At 38.5% G+C, this 18,665-nt stretch carries 13 protein-coding genes, 2 pseudogenes and 2 CRISPR repeat arrays; of the genes and pseudogenes, 11 read left to right on the forward strand and 4 right to left on the reverse strand.

Annotated features, from left to right (window positions below; all coding sequences use genetic code 11):
* The first annotated feature begins 17 nt into the window (after positions 1-17).
* Positions 18-638: a hypothetical protein gene (locus tag AC2JBO_RS11560; protein ID WP_496953837.1), complete on the forward strand. Its 621-nt coding sequence runs from the start codon at positions 18-20 to the stop codon at positions 636-638.
* Between the two features lie 193 nt (positions 639-831).
* On the opposite strand, the gene AC2JBO_RS11565 is transcribed toward AC2JBO_RS11560, so the two are convergent.
* Complete coding sequence (locus AC2JBO_RS11565) at positions 832-1,782, reverse strand: Rpn family recombination-promoting nuclease/putative transposase (RefSeq protein ID WP_496953798.1); 951 nt, start codon at positions 1,780-1,782, stop codon at positions 832-834.
* 166 nt (positions 1,783-1,948) lie between these two features.
* On the opposite strand from AC2JBO_RS11565, the gene AC2JBO_RS11570 reads away from it, so the two are divergent.
* On the forward strand, positions 1,949-2,572 hold the full coding sequence (locus AC2JBO_RS11570) for a DEAD/DEAH box helicase (protein WP_496953799.1): 624 nt from the start codon (positions 1,949-1,951) through the stop codon (positions 2,570-2,572).
* 137 nt (positions 2,573-2,709) lie between these two features.
* Here AC2JBO_RS11570 and AC2JBO_RS11575 read toward each other — a convergent pair whose 3' ends face one another.
* Together AC2JBO_RS11575 and AC2JBO_RS11580 are read right to left on the reverse strand one after the other, a co-directional pair.
* Entirely contained in the window at positions 2,710-3,120 is a 411-nt protein-coding gene (locus AC2JBO_RS11575; RefSeq protein ID WP_496953800.1) for a four helix bundle protein, read from the reverse strand.
* 340 nt (positions 3,121-3,460) lie between these two features.
* Positions 3,461-3,721, reverse strand: a pseudogene (locus AC2JBO_RS11580) (IS4-like element ISSysp3 family transposase); the annotation flags it as partial.
* 410 nt (positions 3,722-4,131) lie between these two features.
* On the opposite strand from AC2JBO_RS11580, the gene cas3 reads away from it, so the two are divergent.
* The 9 genes and pseudogenes from cas3 to cas2 all read left to right on the forward strand — a co-directional run bounded on the left by cas3 (position 4,132) and on the right by cas2 (position 15,365).
* A complete protein-coding gene (gene cas3, locus AC2JBO_RS11585) occupies positions 4,132-6,177 on the forward strand; it encodes a CRISPR-associated helicase Cas3' (protein ID WP_496953801.1) in 2,046 nt (681 codons plus the stop codon).
* A gap of 250 nt (positions 6,178-6,427) precedes the next feature.
* Positions 6,428-7,270: a CRISPR direct-repeat array (repeat unit 37 nt; unit sequence CTTTCTAAATTACGAATCCCGTTATCGGGACTGAAAC).
* Positions 7,271-7,906: 636 nt separating this feature from the next.
* Positions 7,907-8,224: pseudogene (locus AC2JBO_RS11590) on the forward strand (IS1634 family transposase); the annotation flags it as partial.
* Positions 8,225-8,710: 486 nt separating this feature from the next.
* Positions 8,711-10,498 carry a hypothetical protein gene (locus AC2JBO_RS11595; RefSeq protein ID WP_496953802.1) on the forward strand — a complete coding sequence of 596 codons (1,788 nt, stop codon included), beginning with the start codon at positions 8,711-8,713 and terminating at the stop codon, positions 10,496-10,498.
* A 197-nt stretch (positions 10,499-10,695) separates the two neighbouring features.
* Positions 10,696-11,658 carry a DevR family CRISPR-associated autoregulator gene (locus tag AC2JBO_RS11600; protein ID WP_496953803.1) on the forward strand — a complete coding sequence of 321 codons (963 nt, stop codon included), beginning with the start codon at positions 10,696-10,698 and terminating at the stop codon, positions 11,656-11,658.
* The gene (locus AC2JBO_RS11605; protein WP_496953804.1) at positions 11,639-12,361 is read left to right on the forward strand and encodes a hypothetical protein; all 723 of its coding nucleotides are present in this window, start codon (positions 11,639-11,641) and stop codon (positions 12,359-12,361) included. Before AC2JBO_RS11600 ends, AC2JBO_RS11605 begins: the two co-directional genes overlap by 20 nt.
* Positions 12,333-13,343, forward strand: a complete 1,011-nt coding sequence (gene cas6, locus AC2JBO_RS11610) for a CRISPR system precrRNA processing endoribonuclease RAMP protein Cas6 (protein WP_496953805.1) — start codon at positions 12,333-12,335, stop codon at positions 13,341-13,343. Before AC2JBO_RS11605 ends, cas6 begins: the two co-directional genes overlap by 29 nt.
* 76 nt (positions 13,344-13,419) lie before the next feature.
* Positions 13,420-14,013: a CRISPR-associated protein Cas4 gene (gene cas4 / locus AC2JBO_RS11615; protein WP_496953806.1), complete on the forward strand. Its 594-nt coding sequence runs from the start codon at positions 13,420-13,422 to the stop codon at positions 14,011-14,013.
* Positions 14,014-14,020: 7 nt separating this feature from the next.
* Positions 14,021-14,998: a type I-D CRISPR-associated endonuclease Cas1d gene (gene cas1d / locus AC2JBO_RS11620; protein WP_496953807.1), complete on the forward strand. Its 978-nt coding sequence runs from the start codon at positions 14,021-14,023 to the stop codon at positions 14,996-14,998.
* Positions 14,999-15,071: 73 nt separating this feature from the next.
* Positions 15,072-15,365: a CRISPR-associated endonuclease Cas2 gene (gene cas2 / locus AC2JBO_RS11625; protein WP_496953808.1), complete on the forward strand. Its 294-nt coding sequence runs from the start codon at positions 15,072-15,074 to the stop codon at positions 15,363-15,365.
* Positions 15,366-15,585: 220 nt separating this feature from the next.
* A CRISPR array of direct repeats spans positions 15,586-17,002; the repeat unit is 37 nt; unit sequence CTTTCTAAATTACGAATCCCGTCTTCGGGACTGAAAC.
* 328 nt (positions 17,003-17,330) lie between these two features.
* On the opposite strand, the gene AC2JBO_RS11630 is transcribed toward cas2, so the two are convergent.
* Positions 17,331-18,317: a glutathione S-transferase family protein gene (locus tag AC2JBO_RS11630; RefSeq protein ID WP_496953838.1), complete on the reverse strand. Its 987-nt coding sequence runs from the start codon at positions 18,315-18,317 to the stop codon at positions 17,331-17,333.
* Positions 18,318-18,665 lie beyond the last annotated feature (348 nt).

Genomic DNA, 18,665 nt, shown 5'->3' on the forward strand with positions numbered 1-18,665 from the left:
TATGCAAGGAGTTTAAAATGGCTTTTAGTAGTTACAAAACGATTAGTAGCGTTCTTAAAGAGTATCAGGTTTCCTACGTGGAATCAAATTTTATGGGTGAAGCTGAGTTTAAAGTTTCTGATTACTTTCGTGAAGACTTAGAAACAGTAATGCGGGAAGGAGTTATAAATAACTCAGAGTATGCTATTTGCGAAAATCTAATATATCCAGTTTTAAAAGAAGTTTGGAAACGCTACAGTAGCAAGTTCACTTTATGGAGCCATGAATTTCTTGATTATAACGAAAAGTTAACAGGTTATCCCGAATATATTCTTGCTAAAAGGTCATCTTTAGGAAAAGTAGTATTTGACAAGCCATATTTTATACTTGTAGAAGCCAAACAAGATGATTTTGAGGGTGGTTGGGCACAATGTCTAGCTGAGATGATAGCTGCTCAAAGGCTAAATGGCGAATTTGTGATAACGATATATGGCATTGTTTCTAATGGTACCACATGGGAGTTTGGTAAGTTGGAAGCTAATAAATTTACCAGAAATATTACTCCTAATACTATTTATGAGCTAGATAAACTATTTGCATCTGTTAATTATGTTTTTCAACAGTCTGAGTTACAACTCGATGACTTGTTAGTTACTTAAAGAGAACATTTCATGCGTGCGGTAAAGGCTTAAACATTAAGAGAATGGCTGCTGCTCTTGCCTAGAAAGGATTTAAAGCTATTTTTTAGACGTATTTAGCATAACAAGTAATGAAGAAGCAAAAATATTAGCCATTGTGAATTTTTCTTGGAAATTTAAATTGTGAGACGTGATATATCACGTCTCTACATAATCAACTTGATAGTTGATTTAACCAATTTGCTAAATCCTCTGCGGTTGTAAAATCTAATAAAGCCTCAGCTAAATTTTCTAACTGGGTAACTGTAAGACTGCGAATGCGTTCTTCTACATCAGGCGCCATTAAACCAATTTTGCGGTTAAGCAGACGCATGACAAGTTCTAACTTTCCTTCTTGTTTACCTTCCTCTCTACCTTCCTCTCTACCTTCCTCTCTACCTTCCTCTCTACCTTGTAACTGCCAACTAGTAATGATTTCCATAACTGCCTCCTTTTTAACTGGTTCTAGTTTAACTATTTCTGACTGGAAAATTTGTTCCTCTGCTTGGTTTAGCTTGAGGTAAGTATCTACGAACCCTGAAACCATTTTCGTTCGTGCTTTGTCGAGACGTAAAGTTGATAACAAGCGTAAACACTCAAATTTGACCTTTGGACGGTCTTTAGCTGCTATATTCATTTTAGCCATTAGTGCAGCAGCTACAGGATTTTGTTTCTGTAAAAAGCTGCGCCAGTTAAATTGGTTGAGTTGAACTATTTCAAAATTGAATATATTAACTGTTTTATCAGGAAAATCAACACGATATATCTTTGATTGTGTTGTGCGTGGATTCTCGTAAGATAAAACGGCAATTGAATACACGGGTAATGCGTGTTTTTGAGATAATAGAGCAAAATAAATATACATTCTTCGCTCGAACTTACCTTGTTTATATGATTGATTCTCAATATGAATTAAGAAATGCCCATCTTTATTAGAGAAGCGTGCTTTTACTAATATGTCAGTTTCGTATTCTTCTCCTTCGGTAACATCGGTAAAGATTTCTTTATCCAAAAACTCTATTGAAGATATGTCAGTATAAGCTAACACCTGTGGGAAAAACAGTTCTAAAAATTCAACAAAAAATGTAGAGATTAATTCTTTAAACAGTCGGTCGTGGTCAATCATACTGATATTACTAAATCAATAATGTGATTTTATCAAAATTAAGTACACTAATATTCAACAAAATCTATTAAATATATTTATAAATTAGCCAAATAAATATGTTTCAATTAATTAAATAAAGTGTAAAATACTGTAATTTTTTTTGATAAACAGTGCGTCTAATTTTATGGATATTCCCTATTTGTTCCAAACTCTCACTACCTATAACCCGCGCGCTTTCCAAACGCAAACTATTACTCGCATTCTCAACCAACAAAATACTCTACTTCGGGCGCCTACTGGTTCAGGAAAAACTGAGACTGCAATAGCACCGTTTCTCTTTGCTAAAACCTTTAATCTTGATTTTCCTAATAAGTTAATTTACGTTGTTCCTTTGCGAACGCTTGCCAATAGCTTGCGTCAAAGAACAGAGGAATTAGTCGCGCGTTGGTTGCAGGTTCATGAGTTACCTCATAAAGTTGTAGTAACTTTACAAACTGGGGAAAACCCTGAAGACCCTCGCTTTGAAGGTGATATTGTTTTTTGCACTATTGACCAAATGTTGAGCAGCTTTTTAAATATCCCTTATTCGGTTGGTCGCGGTTCTGCTAATATTAATGCTGGCGCCGTCTTTGCGTCTTACTTGGTGTTCGATGAGTTGCACCTTCTTGACCCTGAGCGCTCTTTTACAACTGTTTTGAAAGTATTGCAGCAGGTTAAAGGTATTTCACCGTTTCTGTTGATGACGGCTACTTTAACTGATGAGCTTGCAAGTCAGATTAAAAATATTATAGAATTTGATCCCCCCTAGCCCCCCTTAATAAGGCTGTCGTGTACACACAACTCCTTGGCAAGGGGGGCTTTTGAAGCAGGGGAGCAGGGGAGGCGGGCATTGGGAGAAAACAGGAGGAGACGGAGGAGTGCCCAAAATGGGTATTAAAATTTTTTCTATTTACGAGTAATTAACCAAGGAGATGGATTATTAATCATATTAACCAAACCAGATAAAATTCGATTGTAGCGAGCGTAAAATTCTCGTCCTAAATCTGAGCTAATATAACCACAATCGACAGCATAATCAATCCAAGTCTGAGTTTCAGCAGCTTCGGCTTCACTATCATTCAATTTTGCAATAAAAGCCGCCTCATAGCGTCTTTTTCTCCAAGCTTCAGCTAGATTTGAGCAAACAGAGCGTGAAGAGCGACGAATTTGGCTGGTTAAAGCAGACTTTTCTTCGGGAGGAAATTTTTTAGATAACTCAAAAATTTCCATTGACACGGAATAAGCAATCTTATAAATCGCTAAATCTTTATGCTCTTTTATCGCTTCTCTAGTTACTTTTCCTTGGGTTTGCTGCATTCAAAGTATCAATAGCCTCCAAGACTGTCTCTTTATTATAGGTCTTGACTCGGACGCCTATTTAAAAAACGGTGACTCAAAGTTTATCTGGTAAGGGTTGAGCTAGCTTCCATCCTAAAAAGATGGATTCAAATTGTCTCAATCCCCGAATTAGAGTAAGCATTCCTGGCTCCCTTTGGGAACTGTAACCAGACCAACCACCTAGTCTGGCAATAAACCAAGTCGCCCAAGGTAATGAAGCACTCGGATAAGGGTTTTGTTGTTTACATGTTGTGCCTTCTAAAGTTGGAGAAAGCGAGGATAAACATTGTTGTTGTCGGCGCCCCCTGAACGCTTACAAAAAACCGACATCTTTGTTATTACCAACAACGCCTAAATCTTCTAACTTCAGCCTACCCACATGAGACTGCAAGTTAACTTCGCTGCTATCACTGATTGCTAGTACATGTTTCCCTTCGACTTGTAAACTGCAATGGTCGGAAAGACTACGTGTTAATTCAGATACTGTCACACTTGAGTTCTCCAAAAAACGATAGTATCCTATTTGTTCTGCTCGATTTCGACTTATTTGTCGAATATTTACAGACTGGTGTCGCAGCATTGAATCATACAATGCCGCCCCCTTTTTTCCAACATTAAGTCTCCAAATGCGGTTGCTTGAATGTTTTGAGCGTGAACCAGAATTGGGTTATCCATCGCTTATGCCTCTCTAAAAAAGCTGATATTAACTAGTTTACTTTCAATACTGCTCTTAGAACTCCCAAGCCCGACAAACAAATTAAGGAGGTGCCAACAGTTAAATAAAGCGACAGAAAAACTTGGCTAAATCACCCCTCCCCTGCCTCCCTGCTCCCCTGCCCCCGATGCCAAGGAGTTGTGTGTACACGACAGCTTAATAAGGGGGGAATAAGAAAGGAAACAAATTTTAGCATTATACATAAACAAATCTTAGTCTCATATATAAACAAATCTTAGCCCCCCTTATTAAGGGGGGGGTTGGGGGGATCAACAATGGAAATTATTCAAATACAAAACACCGACCTACAATTCATAGAAGCGAACCGTTGCCGAACATTCCGCGCACTTTCTCAACTAACAGCACAAATTATTTGGGATGATATCCGCGCGCATGAACGCAAGCGAGTCATAGTTATATGTAACACTGTCTCTCAGTCACAGGCATTATATAAAGACTTAGAAGCACTCGACTTTGACTTTGAGTTAAATATTACCTTGCTTCACTCAAGATTTTTACCCGAACATCGTGCGGCAAAAGAGTCTGATTTAAAGGAAAAATTTGCTCAAAATTGGAAGTTACATGATGAAGGCGCCTGCGAAGTTTTAATATCTACACAAGTTATAGAAGCGGGGATCAATATTACGTGTGAAGTTATGCATGTTCAGCTTTGCCCAATGAACTCATTATTACAACGCGCGGGACGTTGTGCGAGGTTTGCGGGTGAATATGGTGAAGTATTTGTTTATCGTTCGGTGGAAGTTAATCAAGAAAATATAGAATTAGCTGAGGCAGATATTGACCCAGAAGATAATCAAGATAACAAAATCAGCTTTTTGCCGTATCCTAAAGAAACATGTGAGCTAACATGGCAAGTGTTAGAAACACATACAAATTCCGGGATAGTAAATCAAAACGTTGGTTTTAGACTTGAGGAACAATGGATAAATCAAGTTCACACACAAGAAGATTCGCTCGAACAAAAGCGTAGACAAGATAATCGCATGGAGTTTGAGAAACATTTTGAGAATGCTGTTTTTAAAGGAGAAGAACATACTGCGCGCGAGTTGATACGAAATGTTGATAGTCGCAGTATTTTTACTTGGGATAACTCAATTATTACAGATTTTGGAGATTCAGAAACTATTGACCCTAATAAATTACTGCCTTTCTCGGTTCCTGTCTCTACTTTGTGTAAAGCTTGGCATGATTTTAAAGCCAGTCTAGACTTTGGCACTGATTGGATTTTTAAACGAATTGAGGCGCCTGCATCTAAATCAGAAACTTACGCAGAACCTAATTGTACACCAATAACTTCGCGTGATTTCTTAATTAGCAGCATTCGGATATTAGTAAACCCTAGATATATTGCCTACGATGAGCAAATTGGATTACAAATAGGTATAGATATATTTGGTAACGGTTTTGAATCACCAGCAAAGCCAGAAAAAAAAGCCACTAGCCAGTACTGCTACAAAATGGATAATTATGTAGGGCACTTAGTGTTAATGTGGAAATGCTGGCGCCAACCTTTTACAACCACTATCATCAAAAACGGTGCTTCTGAAAAAATCACGTATATTAGCGCGCGGGAAGAACTATTAACAGCAGGTGGAAAATTCATCAAAGCAAAAATCTTTCCTGACGCAACACAAAATCAAACAGAAGCATTATTTGAAATCTTAGTCTTTTTAGCAATCTTTACCCATGACCTAGGCAAACTCCAAACCAAATGGCAGCAAGTCATGCTAGGATGGCAACAAATAGCTCATCAACAATTTAAAGCAACCAATCCCAGAAACCACCTACTAGCACATACAGACTACGACCCAGAAGACAAACAGCAGTACCAAGCGCTAAAAACTTACGAACGTAAAAACAAACGTCCCAACCACGCAGTCGAAAGCGCTTTCCTCGCACACGAAATTCTCAAACAATCTCTAGCTCCACTACTAGGCGCCGAATTTGATGCTGATACTGAGCAAATTAAACACATATGCTACACAGTAATTATGTCAACAGGGCGCCATCACTCAGCTTGGGCAAGTGGATGGAATAGTCAAGACATAGCAAAGCTTCGCACCATAGAGCTACAGAAAGAAGCACACAAAGCAATAACTCAAAGCTGGCGAAACATGAAACGATTTTTACCAACAACCTTACCCTTATCTGAACCCAAATTAAAACAAAACCTCTACTCACTCAAAGAACTCGACTTAAACAAATTTGCCAACGACGAACTAGAATACTTTCAACTATATCTATTAATAGTTAGGGCACTGCGCCTGTGTGACCAAAGGTCTGTACAATTGTTACATTAAGCTAGACAAAAGCAACATCTCGCCTTATGATTAAGCAATCAGCTTGACGTTTGGCAAACCAAAGCGAGGGCAAAAACCCTAGGGGTTCTGCCAAAATCCCCAGAACCTAGACAACATAATAATTACAGCGTTTAGCATTTCTCTGTTATCAGTAATTAGTTGCAATAAGCGCGGCTAAAATGAACCTGATTTTGAGGTCTGCCAAAAACCTTTACAGAATGCTTACTACGCAAGGGTTGCAGCGCGCGGTCTTTCTAAATTACGAATCCCGTTATCGGGACTGAAACGACAAACCTTATAGCGATGACCCAGACGGAAAGGGCTTTCTAAATTACGAATCCCGTTATCGGGACTGAAACTTGCAGACATACGATGTTAACTTTAAAGAACAAGCTTTCTAAATTACGAATCCCGTTATCGGGACTGAAACTCTAAGCTCATCGACACTAACTCAAATCAACGCGACTTTCTAAATTACGAATCCCGTTATCGGGACTGAAACATAGCAAATTGTTAGATAGTCCTCTTGTCTACCTTGACTTTCTAAATTACGAATCCCGTTATCGGGACTGAAACTCCAAATTCCGCCATACTTAAATACCAAAAGCATTTTCTTTCTAAATTACGAATCCCGTTATCGGGACTGAAACATTATTGATGGCCGCGTTGAATTGGATTTTTGATATGCTTTCTAAATTACGAATCCCGTTATCGGGACTGAAACATTGGTGGCGCCTTCCTGGGATTGGGTCAACCAATTCCTTTCTAAATTACGAATCCCGTTATCGGGACTGAAACGGACTGGTAAGCACTAAAAAGGCGCTCTTTGCGTTCAACTTTCTAAATTACGAATCCCGTTATCGGGACTGAAACCTTACATAAGCGACCCTTGTAAAAGCTCCACTTGACTTTCTAAATTACGAATCCCGTTATCGGGACTGAAACATTACAAAAGAAATTCTGATATAGCGGTGGTTATTCGCTCTTTCTAAATTACGAATCCCGTTATCGGGACTGAAACTCTTCGCTTAACCATTTACGACCCGCGCGTACTTCCTTTCAAATTTACGAATCCTGTTATCGGGACTGAAAACTTACCATAGCACTCTGCTCATAATCTGTAAAAATTAAATTTATGATACGAACCGCAAAGGACGCTTCATAGCGCAAAGGAAGAGAGAAAGAGTTTAAATATGATTTTTAAGCTTAAGTAATTTAAAATCTATATTAAAACCTATATTCCGCACTTCAGAATGTCGCATAAAATATTACATGACCACTTACTGGCATTAGTAAATAAACATACTAAGAATTTTTAAGTAAGCTTATATCCTGTATTGAGCATGAAAACTCGTAGAAATAAAATAAAAAACGCACAAAAATAACAACAAAAAAAGATATCTATTAAGTATAATTTATAAAAAATATAACTATGTGTACAAGTATTTTAACGTAAAAAAATATTATTAACATGTAATTACTGGATGGTGCCTAGAATGAAAGAGCCTGTGTAATGGAATTGTTTTGGTCGCTACTAGAAAGCGTTAAAGAGCTTCTTTTTTAGAACAAAGCCACATAAGCAGAAAATAGAATCTATATTACCCCAAATAGTTATGTATTTTATTTGACATAAGTATTATAATTGAAATTATTTATATGAGTTACAAATGTTACAATAAATTTGATGAATGTGAAATATGAGTAAATCGATATTAAGAAATAAACCTAATTTTTTGCTGATAGTTTTTTCGTTGAAAATCCTGAAAGAATAGAGACAATGCTATTTTTAATGTCTTTATGTTTGCTAGTCTATAACCTTGGTCAAAGGGAACTGAGAAATAGCTTAAAAAGAATCAAAATCGGAATCAAGAACCAATTAGGAAAGCTAACTTTATCTCCGACATTAAGATGGGTATTTCAATGTTTTCAAGGAATTCACATTTTAATTTTAGATGGTATTAATCAAATCTTTAATTTAACATCAGAACGCCATTTTATTTTGAGTTGTTTACCATCATCTTGTCAAAAATATTATTTGCGTTCTTAAGTTAAACAAGATAAGAGATGCAAATAAAATTTATCAACATTCAAAGGAACAGTAATTGCTCCTCAAATTTTAGTGCTTGTATAATCTCTTTTATGGGTCAAATCTTTTATCTTTTATTATTTATTTTTAAAAATATATTCGTTTAGCACTCTATTTCTTTATTATCCTAATTTTTTACTTTTTCCTTGCTTGTAATCTTTTGTACTTCAACTTGAAGTGCGGAATGTGGGTTAAAATACACACTTTTATAATTCTCTTCGGTATCCTACCTTTGTGCCCTTTGTGGTTTATTCCTGTAGAGACGCGATTAATCGCCTCTCTACAATCGCGTCTCTACAATCGCGTGTGGTAAAAAAACCATATCACTGCACAGGCGAGGATGCCCGTGCTACAACCCAAAATTAATGACGCGAACCATTAGGAAGACCCCTATTCCAGGTAGGGTGTATTATATTCAAAAGTAAATAAATCCAGGCGCCGAGCCAAATGTTACGATTACTAATTCCAAAGAGCTATGGTAACTACGCTGACACGTTTTTCACTTTGGGTGTAGCGCGCGTTACTGAATACGCTCTCAAGCAAACTAACCAAAAAAGCCAAATTCAACTTATAGATGAGGGGACGCGCTATTGTATCCAGTTCAAAAAGGCTGTGAACATAGAACCTATAGCCAAAATCAGCTATAGTTCTGCTTTTCCACCAGTAAAGGGACAGAAGACAGATATTACTAAGATACCAGAGGAGGTGAACATTTTTAATACTGTTGAACATAATGAAGCTCGCAAGGTTTACCGCGAGTATATGTTTCAACAACGAGGTAAAGTTCAACGAACGGAAGAATCACCACAACCTCCAGACCCTAGAACTCAGAATGGCGCCATCTTAACTTCGATGCGTCATGACCGTAACCATAATGAGTTATGGCTAGCTGGTTGGGAACTTAGGGATTATTTCGGTGCCTTAATTGTTGCGCTATTCCAAGGTTTTAGTCAGGAGAATGCGACAACTGCTCTCGTAGCAGAGTTGTTTAAAACTGCGACTGGATGTAAGTTACCTGATGCTAGCGCGGTTAAGGTTTATTTACCTACTTCTGTACAGGGAGTAAATAGAGTCAAAGCGGATAGTAATAAAGTTGATTCACAAAAAACAGATTGGTTGAGTTTATGGTTAATTGCTAATGGGTTATTTAACTTTGGTGTTGCTGAACGGGTGAAAGTTGCTGAACGTGTTTATGACTGGCGCCTCGTTGCGCTACAACCTCATGATATATCTTTGAGTAAATATGAGGATGTTTTAAAGAAACTATTAATGCATTCACCTGGAGGTGGACATGGTGCCGCGCGGTTTGACGCTGAGTTAGTATTGCGGTTTTGTCAGGAATTACTTAATCATCATTGTGCAGCAGCAGATAATGATTTTGACGACTGGGATAAACCAGTGAATCACTTTGTCAGTAACTTTGCAGGGACTCATTTTGGTTCTAAGGGTCAAGTATATGGAGTTAAAGAAGTCTTTAGTTTAGGACTTCCCGCTTGGATATGTCCTTCTGACTATGATGAGTTACTTGATTATCAAAATGTATTGAATGAACATTTAACTGTAATCCGCGCGCTTTCTGTTGATGAAGGTCATGGTGAATTAATTGCTGCATATCGAGACTTTATCACTGGCAATGATTTATACCAGTTCTTTCGCTTCCAAGTTAGCTATGCCGATTATATTACTAAGAAATTGGCAGGCGCCGATAGTAGAGTGGCACTTTTTTCTAAACGGGGACTCAATTTAATGATAAGAAATTTGAATAATAATAAGTATCGTCAAGATGACCGAGATTGGTCTTTAACAGAAATTACGCAAGACCCAGGATTTTTAAATATTGCAAAAGCAATTAATAGTGCTACTGTTTATGCTGGTACTATTCGTGATAAAGAGAATCAAAGTAAAGATACTGGTTGGGAGAGAATTTACGGTTTGGCACAGCGTTTAAGTAGTCAATCTGGTTCTAAGAAGGATTTTATTATTGAAATCATGTCTTTTCTTGCTAGTTATGAGAATGAGAATCTACGCATTGACGATGATTTACGTACACAGAAAAAGTCTCGCCGCATTTGGACAACTAAAGATGATTTAAATAGGTTAATTAATTTAGTTGAGAAACATGGGTCTAGTTTGGTGGCTAATCTTTTAATTGCTTATGGATATGCAAAAGGTTGGGGTAAACCAAAGGATGAGAAAGAGCAAATAGAGGAAAGTTTAGTTGAATGCGTAAATTAAACGAATTGTGGATTTATAAATTGCATTTTGGCATAACTGATCCCCCCTAACTCCCCGCATGGAAGGGGGGAACAAGAAGGAATATTTTAGTTCTTCTTAATAATTAGAAACAAGAGGGAAGTTTAAGTCCCCGCCTTAATAAGGGGGGTTGGGGGGATTAAATTTTTAACGTCTTTACATTTTCACCCAATAAAATCATGAAAAACACAAATTTTGTTGCTTACTCTATTTCTATCAGCGGTTTACTATCTTGGCAACTTCATGCTTTGAATAATGAAGGTAACGAGGGAAATCAATCTTTGACTCGTCGCTTTTATATTATTCAAAAAGGTATGAACGAACCGGAATATGTAAATGGTGTTTCTGGTGATATGCTCAAACATATCCAAGCTGAACATTTACATAGAGTTGCAATCGAAGAAGGTTTAAGTTTATCTGAAGGTGGTAAGCTATTTAATCCTGATAGAATAGGCTATGATATTGAGAAAAATTTACCCATATTTACTGACAAAGATACTGATTTAGGCGCCAAAACTAATAAAGTCCTGCAATGCTGCACTATTAGCGACTTGGAAGGGTTTATGGTGACGGTTAAAGGAGGGCAAACTCTCAAGCGTGAATCTGCTATTGAGTTCGGCGCCATTGTTGGTTTACCTACTTTTGTAAAAACACAGAGTTACTTTCATGCTAAATATGGTGTTGAAAATCCGACTCCATATAATGTGCAGGTAAGTTCGGGTTTATACGCGACTGTATTAAATATTGAAGCTTTCCGTATTGGCTACAACCCCCATAATTTCAGCTATAGCATTGATGGTGCCGAGCGGAAAAAACGTTTGGATGCTTTGCTCAAGAGTGTACTTTATACATATATGCAACCAAATGGCGCCAAGCGTAATACAAATTTACCTCACCCTGATTATTTTGAAGGAGTAATTACTGTAAGCACTCGTCGCTGTCCGGCGCCTATGCTTAGTCCTTTAGAGACAGACTATCATCGTCAAATTCACAGCTTGGCTGATACCTTGAATAATCTTAACGGCGCCGATACTATTCGCTGCTTTGATTTTGAATCAATGGCGCAATTTGCCGAACAAATTCAAACTATTATTGCACAAGCGCAGCCTTGGGAGAGCGAGAATGCTGAAGCAATTGAATAAATGGTTAATCGTTACATATCTACCTGTAAGTTTATTTTCCCTGAAACGTTCTGATGCTACAAGTATGGCCGCGCGCTCGAACTTAGTGCCAACTCCATACACTATTAAAATGGCACTATTAAAAGTGCTGCTTGAAACACAGGGAAAAAACCATCAACATGACTTTGACTCTTGGATTAAAAACCAGTTTACTTGGATTCGGGATTTACGTATATATGTGATGCCTCCAGAGCAGTTGGTGGTAAATCGCAACGGTTACAAACTGCGTTATTATGACCAAACAGCAGATAAAGCCGATAAAAGTCGTCCCACTATACCCATGCAAGATGGTTTTGTATTTCGGGAATGGATACATTTACAGGGAAACTTACAAATTTGCTGTGGTGAGACAACGCGACTCGACGAACTCACACAGCTATTTGCCCAAATTAATTATTTCGGTAAACGAGGTTGTTTTTTTCAGTTTTTACCCGGCGCCACTCAACAAACTTCGGAACCTGTCTTTACACCAGACCCTAACACCAGCTTTACTATCCAACCAATGGATGACCTAGGTAAAAAAACGACTTTTAACCGTATAAATCCTTTCTCCACAGAAAAAGCTCAACTCCATAAAGACAGGATAATAGAACCTGGATATTTACCTTTACAACTTCGAGCTACTGGCGCCCGTTATGACTTCTACCAAAGATACTCAAACTAAATTTGCTGGACTAAGCGTTGTTTTACGGTCAACCCAAGCTGTATCTGACGCGACCCCGTTAACATCTTGGTTGCCTGAATTATCTCCAGCTTGGATACCATTACGTTATGTAGATGGCGTTACCAAAATTATGCCAGTACTACCACAGCCTGCTTTGTATGAAGACTTAATGCAATCTATTGTACGGCAAATTGGTAGTAATAATTTGGTCGAATGGCGCCAAAAGCTTTATGAATTAACAGGAGTAGAAGCAAACAACAATTCTTTACATAGCATTCAAGTCTCAATTAATCCTGTTAGTCCTCTTCCACCTACCATTGCACGCGCGGTTCATGCTTTGTGTTTTGCTTGGTTTGCCAACACAGACCCAGCTTTGGCACAAACTTTGCACGAACAAGAAAACTTACCAATAACTACAGGGATAGAATATTGCTCTGCTAAAAAGATATTGCTCAAAATCAACTTGTTACAAAAAGAATTACTGGCGCCGTTACTATGGGGAATGAGTAAAGATTTGGGCAACGAGATAAATATTGTGGGAATACCTTGTAGGTTAAATGCATGGGTTGACGTAGTGCAAACAACCAGCTATGAAAAGCTCATGCAAGTACCTGTTCAGAACTTTATCGAATTAGAATTTGTTACCCCTACAAGTTTTAAACAAGGCAAACACATTCAACCTTTCCCATTATTAGAACTAGTTTTTAATGGTTTACTACGACGCTGGAATAAATTTGCCCCCGAAAACTTGCACTTCTCCCCAGTGGAATGGAACGGTTTAGTATCTGCCTACGAACTCAAAACCTACGCTATGAAAATGGAAGGAGGAGGAGAAATAGGCGCCGAAGGTAGGGTAAAATACCGTTTTGCAGATGCAGAACAAGCCAAAATTGCTACCGTCTTAGCACATTTTGCCTGTTTTTCTGGAGTCGGTCGCAAAACCACAATGGGAATGGGAAGAACAATTCTACACACGTCGTAGCATAGGCGTCTCGCCTGTGCAGACGGTCAGGCGGTCAGGCGAGACGCCTAACCTACAATAATAATCACGAATAACAATGATAGAAAACTATTTACCTCTAGCTTATCTAAACGCTTGGGAATATTGCGCGCGCCGATTTTATCTAGAATATGTGTTAGGCGAAATGGAAGACAACGAACATATTATATTAGGGCGCCATATTCACCGCAATATTAACGAAGAAAATATCATTACAGAAGGTGATACGGTAATTAGGCAGCAACAATGGGTGTGGAGTGACAGACTAAAAGTTGCTGGAATTATCGATGCTGTTGAAGAATGTAACGGTCAACTTGTGCCAGTCGAATATAAAAAAGGCAAAATGGCACAACATCTTAACGACCATTTTCAACTTTGTGCTGCTGCTATGTGTATAGAAGAACGCACCGGACGCAGCATTCCTTACGGTGATATTTTTTACCACACCAATAGAAGAAGACAAACAGTAGCTTTTACACCTCAACTTCGACAAGCAACTGAACAGGCAGTTTTACTTGCTCAAAATGCTGCAAATGGCGCCATGCCTTCTCCAATTGATAATACCAAAAAGTGTCAATCATGCAGCTTACAGAGAATTTGTTTGCCTTTTGAAGTTAAAGCATTACGCACGTCTAACCTACCCCAAATTTAAAATCAATATGACAGTTCTTTACGTTACTCAACCTGAAGCGGTTCTCAGTAAAAACTACGAAGCATTTACTGTTGCACTTAAACAAGAAGATGGAACTTGGAGTAAAAAGAGTATTCCTGCACAAACAATAGAGCAAGTTGTACTGATGGGTAATCCTCAAGTTACCGGAGATGCCTTAGTATATGCTTTAGAACTTGGAATGCCTATACATTACCTTTCGCCATTTGGTAAATACTTAGGTTCTGCACTTCCGGGACACTCGCGTAATGGTCAATTAAGACTGGCGCAATACCAAGTTTATAATGATGCAGAGCGGCGCCTGGAATTAGTCAAAGCAATAGTTACAACCAAAATTCACAATCAATATAATGTACTGTATCGCCATAACGAGCGAAACAATCCTCTCAAAGAGCGTAAAAATTTAGTTAAAACTCAAAAGACTATAGACCAAGTTCGAGGAGTTGAAGGTTTAGCAGCACGAGAGTATTTTGCTTGTTGGAACCGCATGGTTGGTAAACAATGGACTTTTAACGGTCGAAATCGAAATCCACCGACTGACCCTGTAAACTCACTATTAAGTTTTGCCTACGCTTTGTTAAGAACCCAGGTAACAGCTGCGGTTCACATTGCTGGACTCGATGCCTATATTGGCTATTTACATGAAGTACATCACGGTCAACCTTCAATGGTACTTGATTTGATGGAGGAATTCCGCGCCTTAGTTGCTGATAATGTTGTGTTAGGAGTTTTGAGTAAGCGAGAAATTCAACCTCAAGATTTTACTGAAAGCCTAGGCGCCTATCGGTTATCAGAATCAGCGAGAAAGTGCTTTATAGAAGCGTTTGAGCGGAAAATGAAAGATGAATTTAAGCATCCAGTCTTTGATTACCGATGTACCTATCGACGCGCGATAGAACTGCAAGCACGGTTATTAAGTCGGCATTTACAAGAGGGAATTCCTTATAAACCTTTGGCTTTGCGCTAGAAACTCCCCTCCAAACCTCTTCCCTTCAAGGAGAGAGGCTTTTAAGAATTTAATTTACCCTATTTTAACTATAATGAGTACACTGTTTTACCTGATTATTTACGATTTACCCGATAACAAAGCCGCGAATAGGCGCCGGACTCGTTTGCATAAAATGCTTACAGGTTTTGGCAATTGGACACAGTACAGCGTATTTGAGTGCTTTTTAACCACGGTAAAATTTACTGAACTGCAAATAAAAATCGAAAAGTTAATTAAACCAGAGGAAGATTCTGTACGAGTTTATGTACTAGATGCAGGTGCAGTCAAACGCACAATTACATATGGTTCAGAAAAACCTAGACAAGAACAAGTAATCGTTTTATGATTAAGCTATCAGCTTGACGTTTGGCAAACCAAAGCGAGGTCAAAAACCCTAGGGGTTCTGCCAAAAAGCCCAGAACCTAGACAATTCAATAGTTTGAGCATTTGAGATTCTTTAGCTAATGCTAAATACTCTCAATAAGTGCGGCTGAAATAAACCTCAAAATCAGGTCTGCCAAAACTTACTGTAGAATGGTTACCCTGTAAGGGTTATAGCGCGCGGGCTTTCTAAATTACGAATCCCGTCTTCGGGACTGAAACTAAAGATAGACACTTCTAGCTTTTGCATATTCAATACTTTCTAAATTACGAATCCCGTCTTCGGGACTGAAACATGATGATGACTCAAAACCTAAAGCACCACCTAATCCTTTCTAAATTACGAATCCCGTCTTCGGGACTGAAACTTTCAACGTTAACAGGTGGAGGAAGCGGAACCGAGTTCTTTCTAAATTACGAATCCCGTCTTCGGGACTGAAACGTTCTATCAGCCTTGTTGCTATGAAAATATCTATTCCAGCTTTCTAAATTACGAATCCCGTCTTCGGGACTGAAACTAAATAATCCTCTATTTGTTCGATTGGAACTGTAACCTTTCTAAATTACGAATCCCGTCTTCGGGACTGAAACTTTAGAGGCGTTACTATCTCTTCCCCATAGTTCCAACTTTCTAAATTACGAATCCCGTCTTCGGGACTGAAACTCACCTTTTAAGGTAGTTCGCCTTGCTACTGATACCCTTTCTAAATTACGAATCCCGTCTTCGGGACTGAAACCTGACTAAGTGACCAATTGGTCGGGTTAGTTTTCAGCTTTCTAAATTACGAATCCCGTCTTCGGGACTGAAACGTTGATACCAACTAATTCCCAGCCCATTTTTCCTTTCTAAATTACGAATCCCGTCTTCGGGACTGAAACGTCAATTTTATACAAATAAAAATATCGAATTATTTCCTTTCTAAATTACGAATCCCGTCTTCGGGACTGAAACTTGACGAAAAATCTTTTACGAACACACCAGTTTTTGCTTTCTAAATTACGAATCCCGTCTTCGGGACTGAAACAGGTCAAGGCAATTGAAAGTCAGGCGCCAACAAGTTCCTTTCTAAATTACGAATCCCGTCTTCGGGACTGAAACCTTATCAGTATCTGACCCCTTTACCTCAACGGCGCCGCTTTCTAAATTACGAATCCCGTCTTCGGGACTGAAACTTTCAATGGGTAAATTTAAACGTGACAATTTTGACTTTCTAAATTACGAATCCCGTCTTCGGGACTGAAAGATGCCTGTGTTTCCATCAAAAGAGCGGGATTTAACTTTCTAAATTACGAATCCCGTCTTCGGGACTGAAACTTATTTTTTCCATTAATCCAATACCCGGTTTATCCTTTCTAAATTACGAATCCCGTCTTCGGGACTGAAACCAAACAAGTTGGACTTCCAATAGAGCAGGCGTTTGTCTTTCTAAATTACGAATCCCGTCTTCGGGACTGAAACGTATAGTGTCTATGTACACAAACAAACCCCCTCCCTTTCTAAATTACGAATCCCGTCTTCGGGACTGAAACAAGTCTTTATTTCAAGCTATTCTTTACTGACTGGACTTTCTAAATTACGAATCCCGTCTTCGGGACTGAAACTTAGCTATGCAACAATTAATGATAAAAGACAATGTTATCTTTCTAAATTACGAAGGCAAACCGCTCTCCCGTCATCAGTATTTTTACGACTATTTACTCTATACCCTTTATTAATTAAATTATTTTTTGACTGACAATAAACTTGATTTATTTAGCGTTGTAAAACGTACTGCTATTAGTCTTGGATTTGAATATATCTGGCGGGTTGCGAATGCAAAACAAATATCTAGGGTTATTTTAAATGATAAGTATTTAATTTTTTGTAGGACGGGCAGGGATGCCCGTTCCACAAGATAGTTCCACAAGATAGTTCCACAAGAGGGGTAGTTTAATTTTTAACTCCATTTTTTTCTGATAAGCTATCACGGTTGTGAGGCGCCTCGAAATCTATGTTTGGTCCTTTGGGCACGATGCGGGTGGGGTTGACTTTGGGATGACTTTTGTAATAATGGCGTTTGATGTGGTCGAGGTTACAGGTTGCTTTGACTCCTGGGTATTGATATAATTCTTTAAGGTAGTTCCACAGATTTGGGTAGTCGATGATGCGGTTGATGTTGCATTTGAAGTGAACGTAATATACTGCATCAAATCTAAATAGAGTTGTGAATATGCACCAGTCTGCTTCGGTAATTTGGGTGCCGCATAAATAACGCTGTGTTTCTAGTACTTTTTCCCAATGGTCTAGTGCTGTGAATAATTCTGTAACTGCTTCGTCGTATGCTGTTTGAGATGTAGCAAAACCTGCTCGGTATACGCCATTATTTATTGGTTGGTATATTTTTTCGATGGTTTCGTCTATTTTGTCTTGTAGATGTTTTGGATAGAAATCAATATCTTGGCGTGCGAACTCGTTAAATTCTGTATCTAAAATTCTGATGATTTCGCGCGATTCGTTATTTACTATTGTCGAAGTTTGTTTATCCCATAATACGGGTACTGTAACACGACCACTGTAATTAGGGTCGGCTTTAATATAAATTTGCCATAGATACTCAGCGTTGTTTACTGTATCGCGTATGGCGCCTGGTTCGTCTGTAAATTCCCAACTGTTTTCTTTTATTTCTGCTGCTACTACTGACATACTAATAGCGTCTTGCAGTCCTTTGAGTTCTCGTAAAATGGCTGTACGACAAGCCCACGGACATGCCCATGATATATACAAATGATATCTTCCTGGTTCTGCTTTGAATTTACTGGAACCATTTGCGGTGATTTTGTCGCGGAATGTGGTAGATGGACGGATAAATTTACCTTCTGTGTCTTCTTGCTCGCGCTCTGGTATCCATTTTCCGTCTTTGAGAATTCCTAAACCCATATTGTTTAACCTACCTGCAAATATAATTAGTGGGCGCCTGTCTTTCATTTATTGATGCAGGTTGTGGTGTTTAAGTCATCTTTCTATAGGATTGTTTAATCCCCCCAACCCCCCTTGATAAGGCTACGGTGTACACACATCTCAAAAAAATCCCGAATTTATAAGCCTCTCACTACAATACACGGGCGCCATTGACGATAACTCTTCAAAAAATCCTCAAGATGCAAAAACAGCCAATAACTATGTGCGTGCGGCTGTAAATAGCGTCCTTAAAGGTGAAGCAGTAAAAACATCTACAACACAACCTTATGGATGTAGCGTCAAATACGCGACTTAATCTCTTTCTCT

This window comes from Calothrix sp. CBUCES-K 9914, assembly GCF_059640475.1.

Excerpts from the sequence above, each read along its gene's own strand:
- AC2JBO_RS11560 (WP_496953837.1), top strand. The coding sequence starts at position 18 with ATGGCTTTTAGTAGTTACAAAACGATTAGTAGCGTTCTTAAAGAGTAT.
- AC2JBO_RS11565 (WP_496953798.1), bottom strand. The coding sequence starts at position 1,782 with ATGATTGACCACGACCGACTGTTTAAAGAATTAATCTCTACATTTTTT.
- AC2JBO_RS11570 (WP_496953799.1), top strand. The coding sequence starts at position 1,949 with ATGGATATTCCCTATTTGTTCCAAACTCTCACTACCTATAACCCGCGC.
- AC2JBO_RS11575 (WP_496953800.1), bottom strand. The coding sequence starts at position 3,120 with ATGCAGCAAACCCAAGGAAAAGTAACTAGAGAAGCGATAAAAGAGCAT.
- cas3 (WP_496953801.1), top strand. The coding sequence starts at position 4,132 with ATGGAAATTATTCAAATACAAAACACCGACCTACAATTCATAGAAGCG.
- AC2JBO_RS11595 (WP_496953802.1), top strand. The coding sequence starts at position 8,711 with ATGTTACGATTACTAATTCCAAAGAGCTATGGTAACTACGCTGACACG.
- AC2JBO_RS11600 (WP_496953803.1), top strand. The coding sequence starts at position 10,696 with ATGAAAAACACAAATTTTGTTGCTTACTCTATTTCTATCAGCGGTTTA.
- AC2JBO_RS11605 (WP_496953804.1), top strand. The coding sequence starts at position 11,639 with ATGCTGAAGCAATTGAATAAATGGTTAATCGTTACATATCTACCTGTA.
- cas6 (WP_496953805.1), top strand. The coding sequence starts at position 12,333 with ATGACTTCTACCAAAGATACTCAAACTAAATTTGCTGGACTAAGCGTT.
- cas4 (WP_496953806.1), top strand. The coding sequence starts at position 13,420 with ATGATAGAAAACTATTTACCTCTAGCTTATCTAAACGCTTGGGAATAT.
- cas1d (WP_496953807.1), top strand. The coding sequence starts at position 14,021 with ATGACAGTTCTTTACGTTACTCAACCTGAAGCGGTTCTCAGTAAAAAC.
- cas2 (WP_496953808.1), top strand. The coding sequence starts at position 15,072 with ATGAGTACACTGTTTTACCTGATTATTTACGATTTACCCGATAACAAA.
- AC2JBO_RS11630 (WP_496953838.1), bottom strand. The coding sequence starts at position 18,317 with ATGGGTTTAGGAATTCTCAAAGACGGAAAATGGATACCAGAGCGCGAG.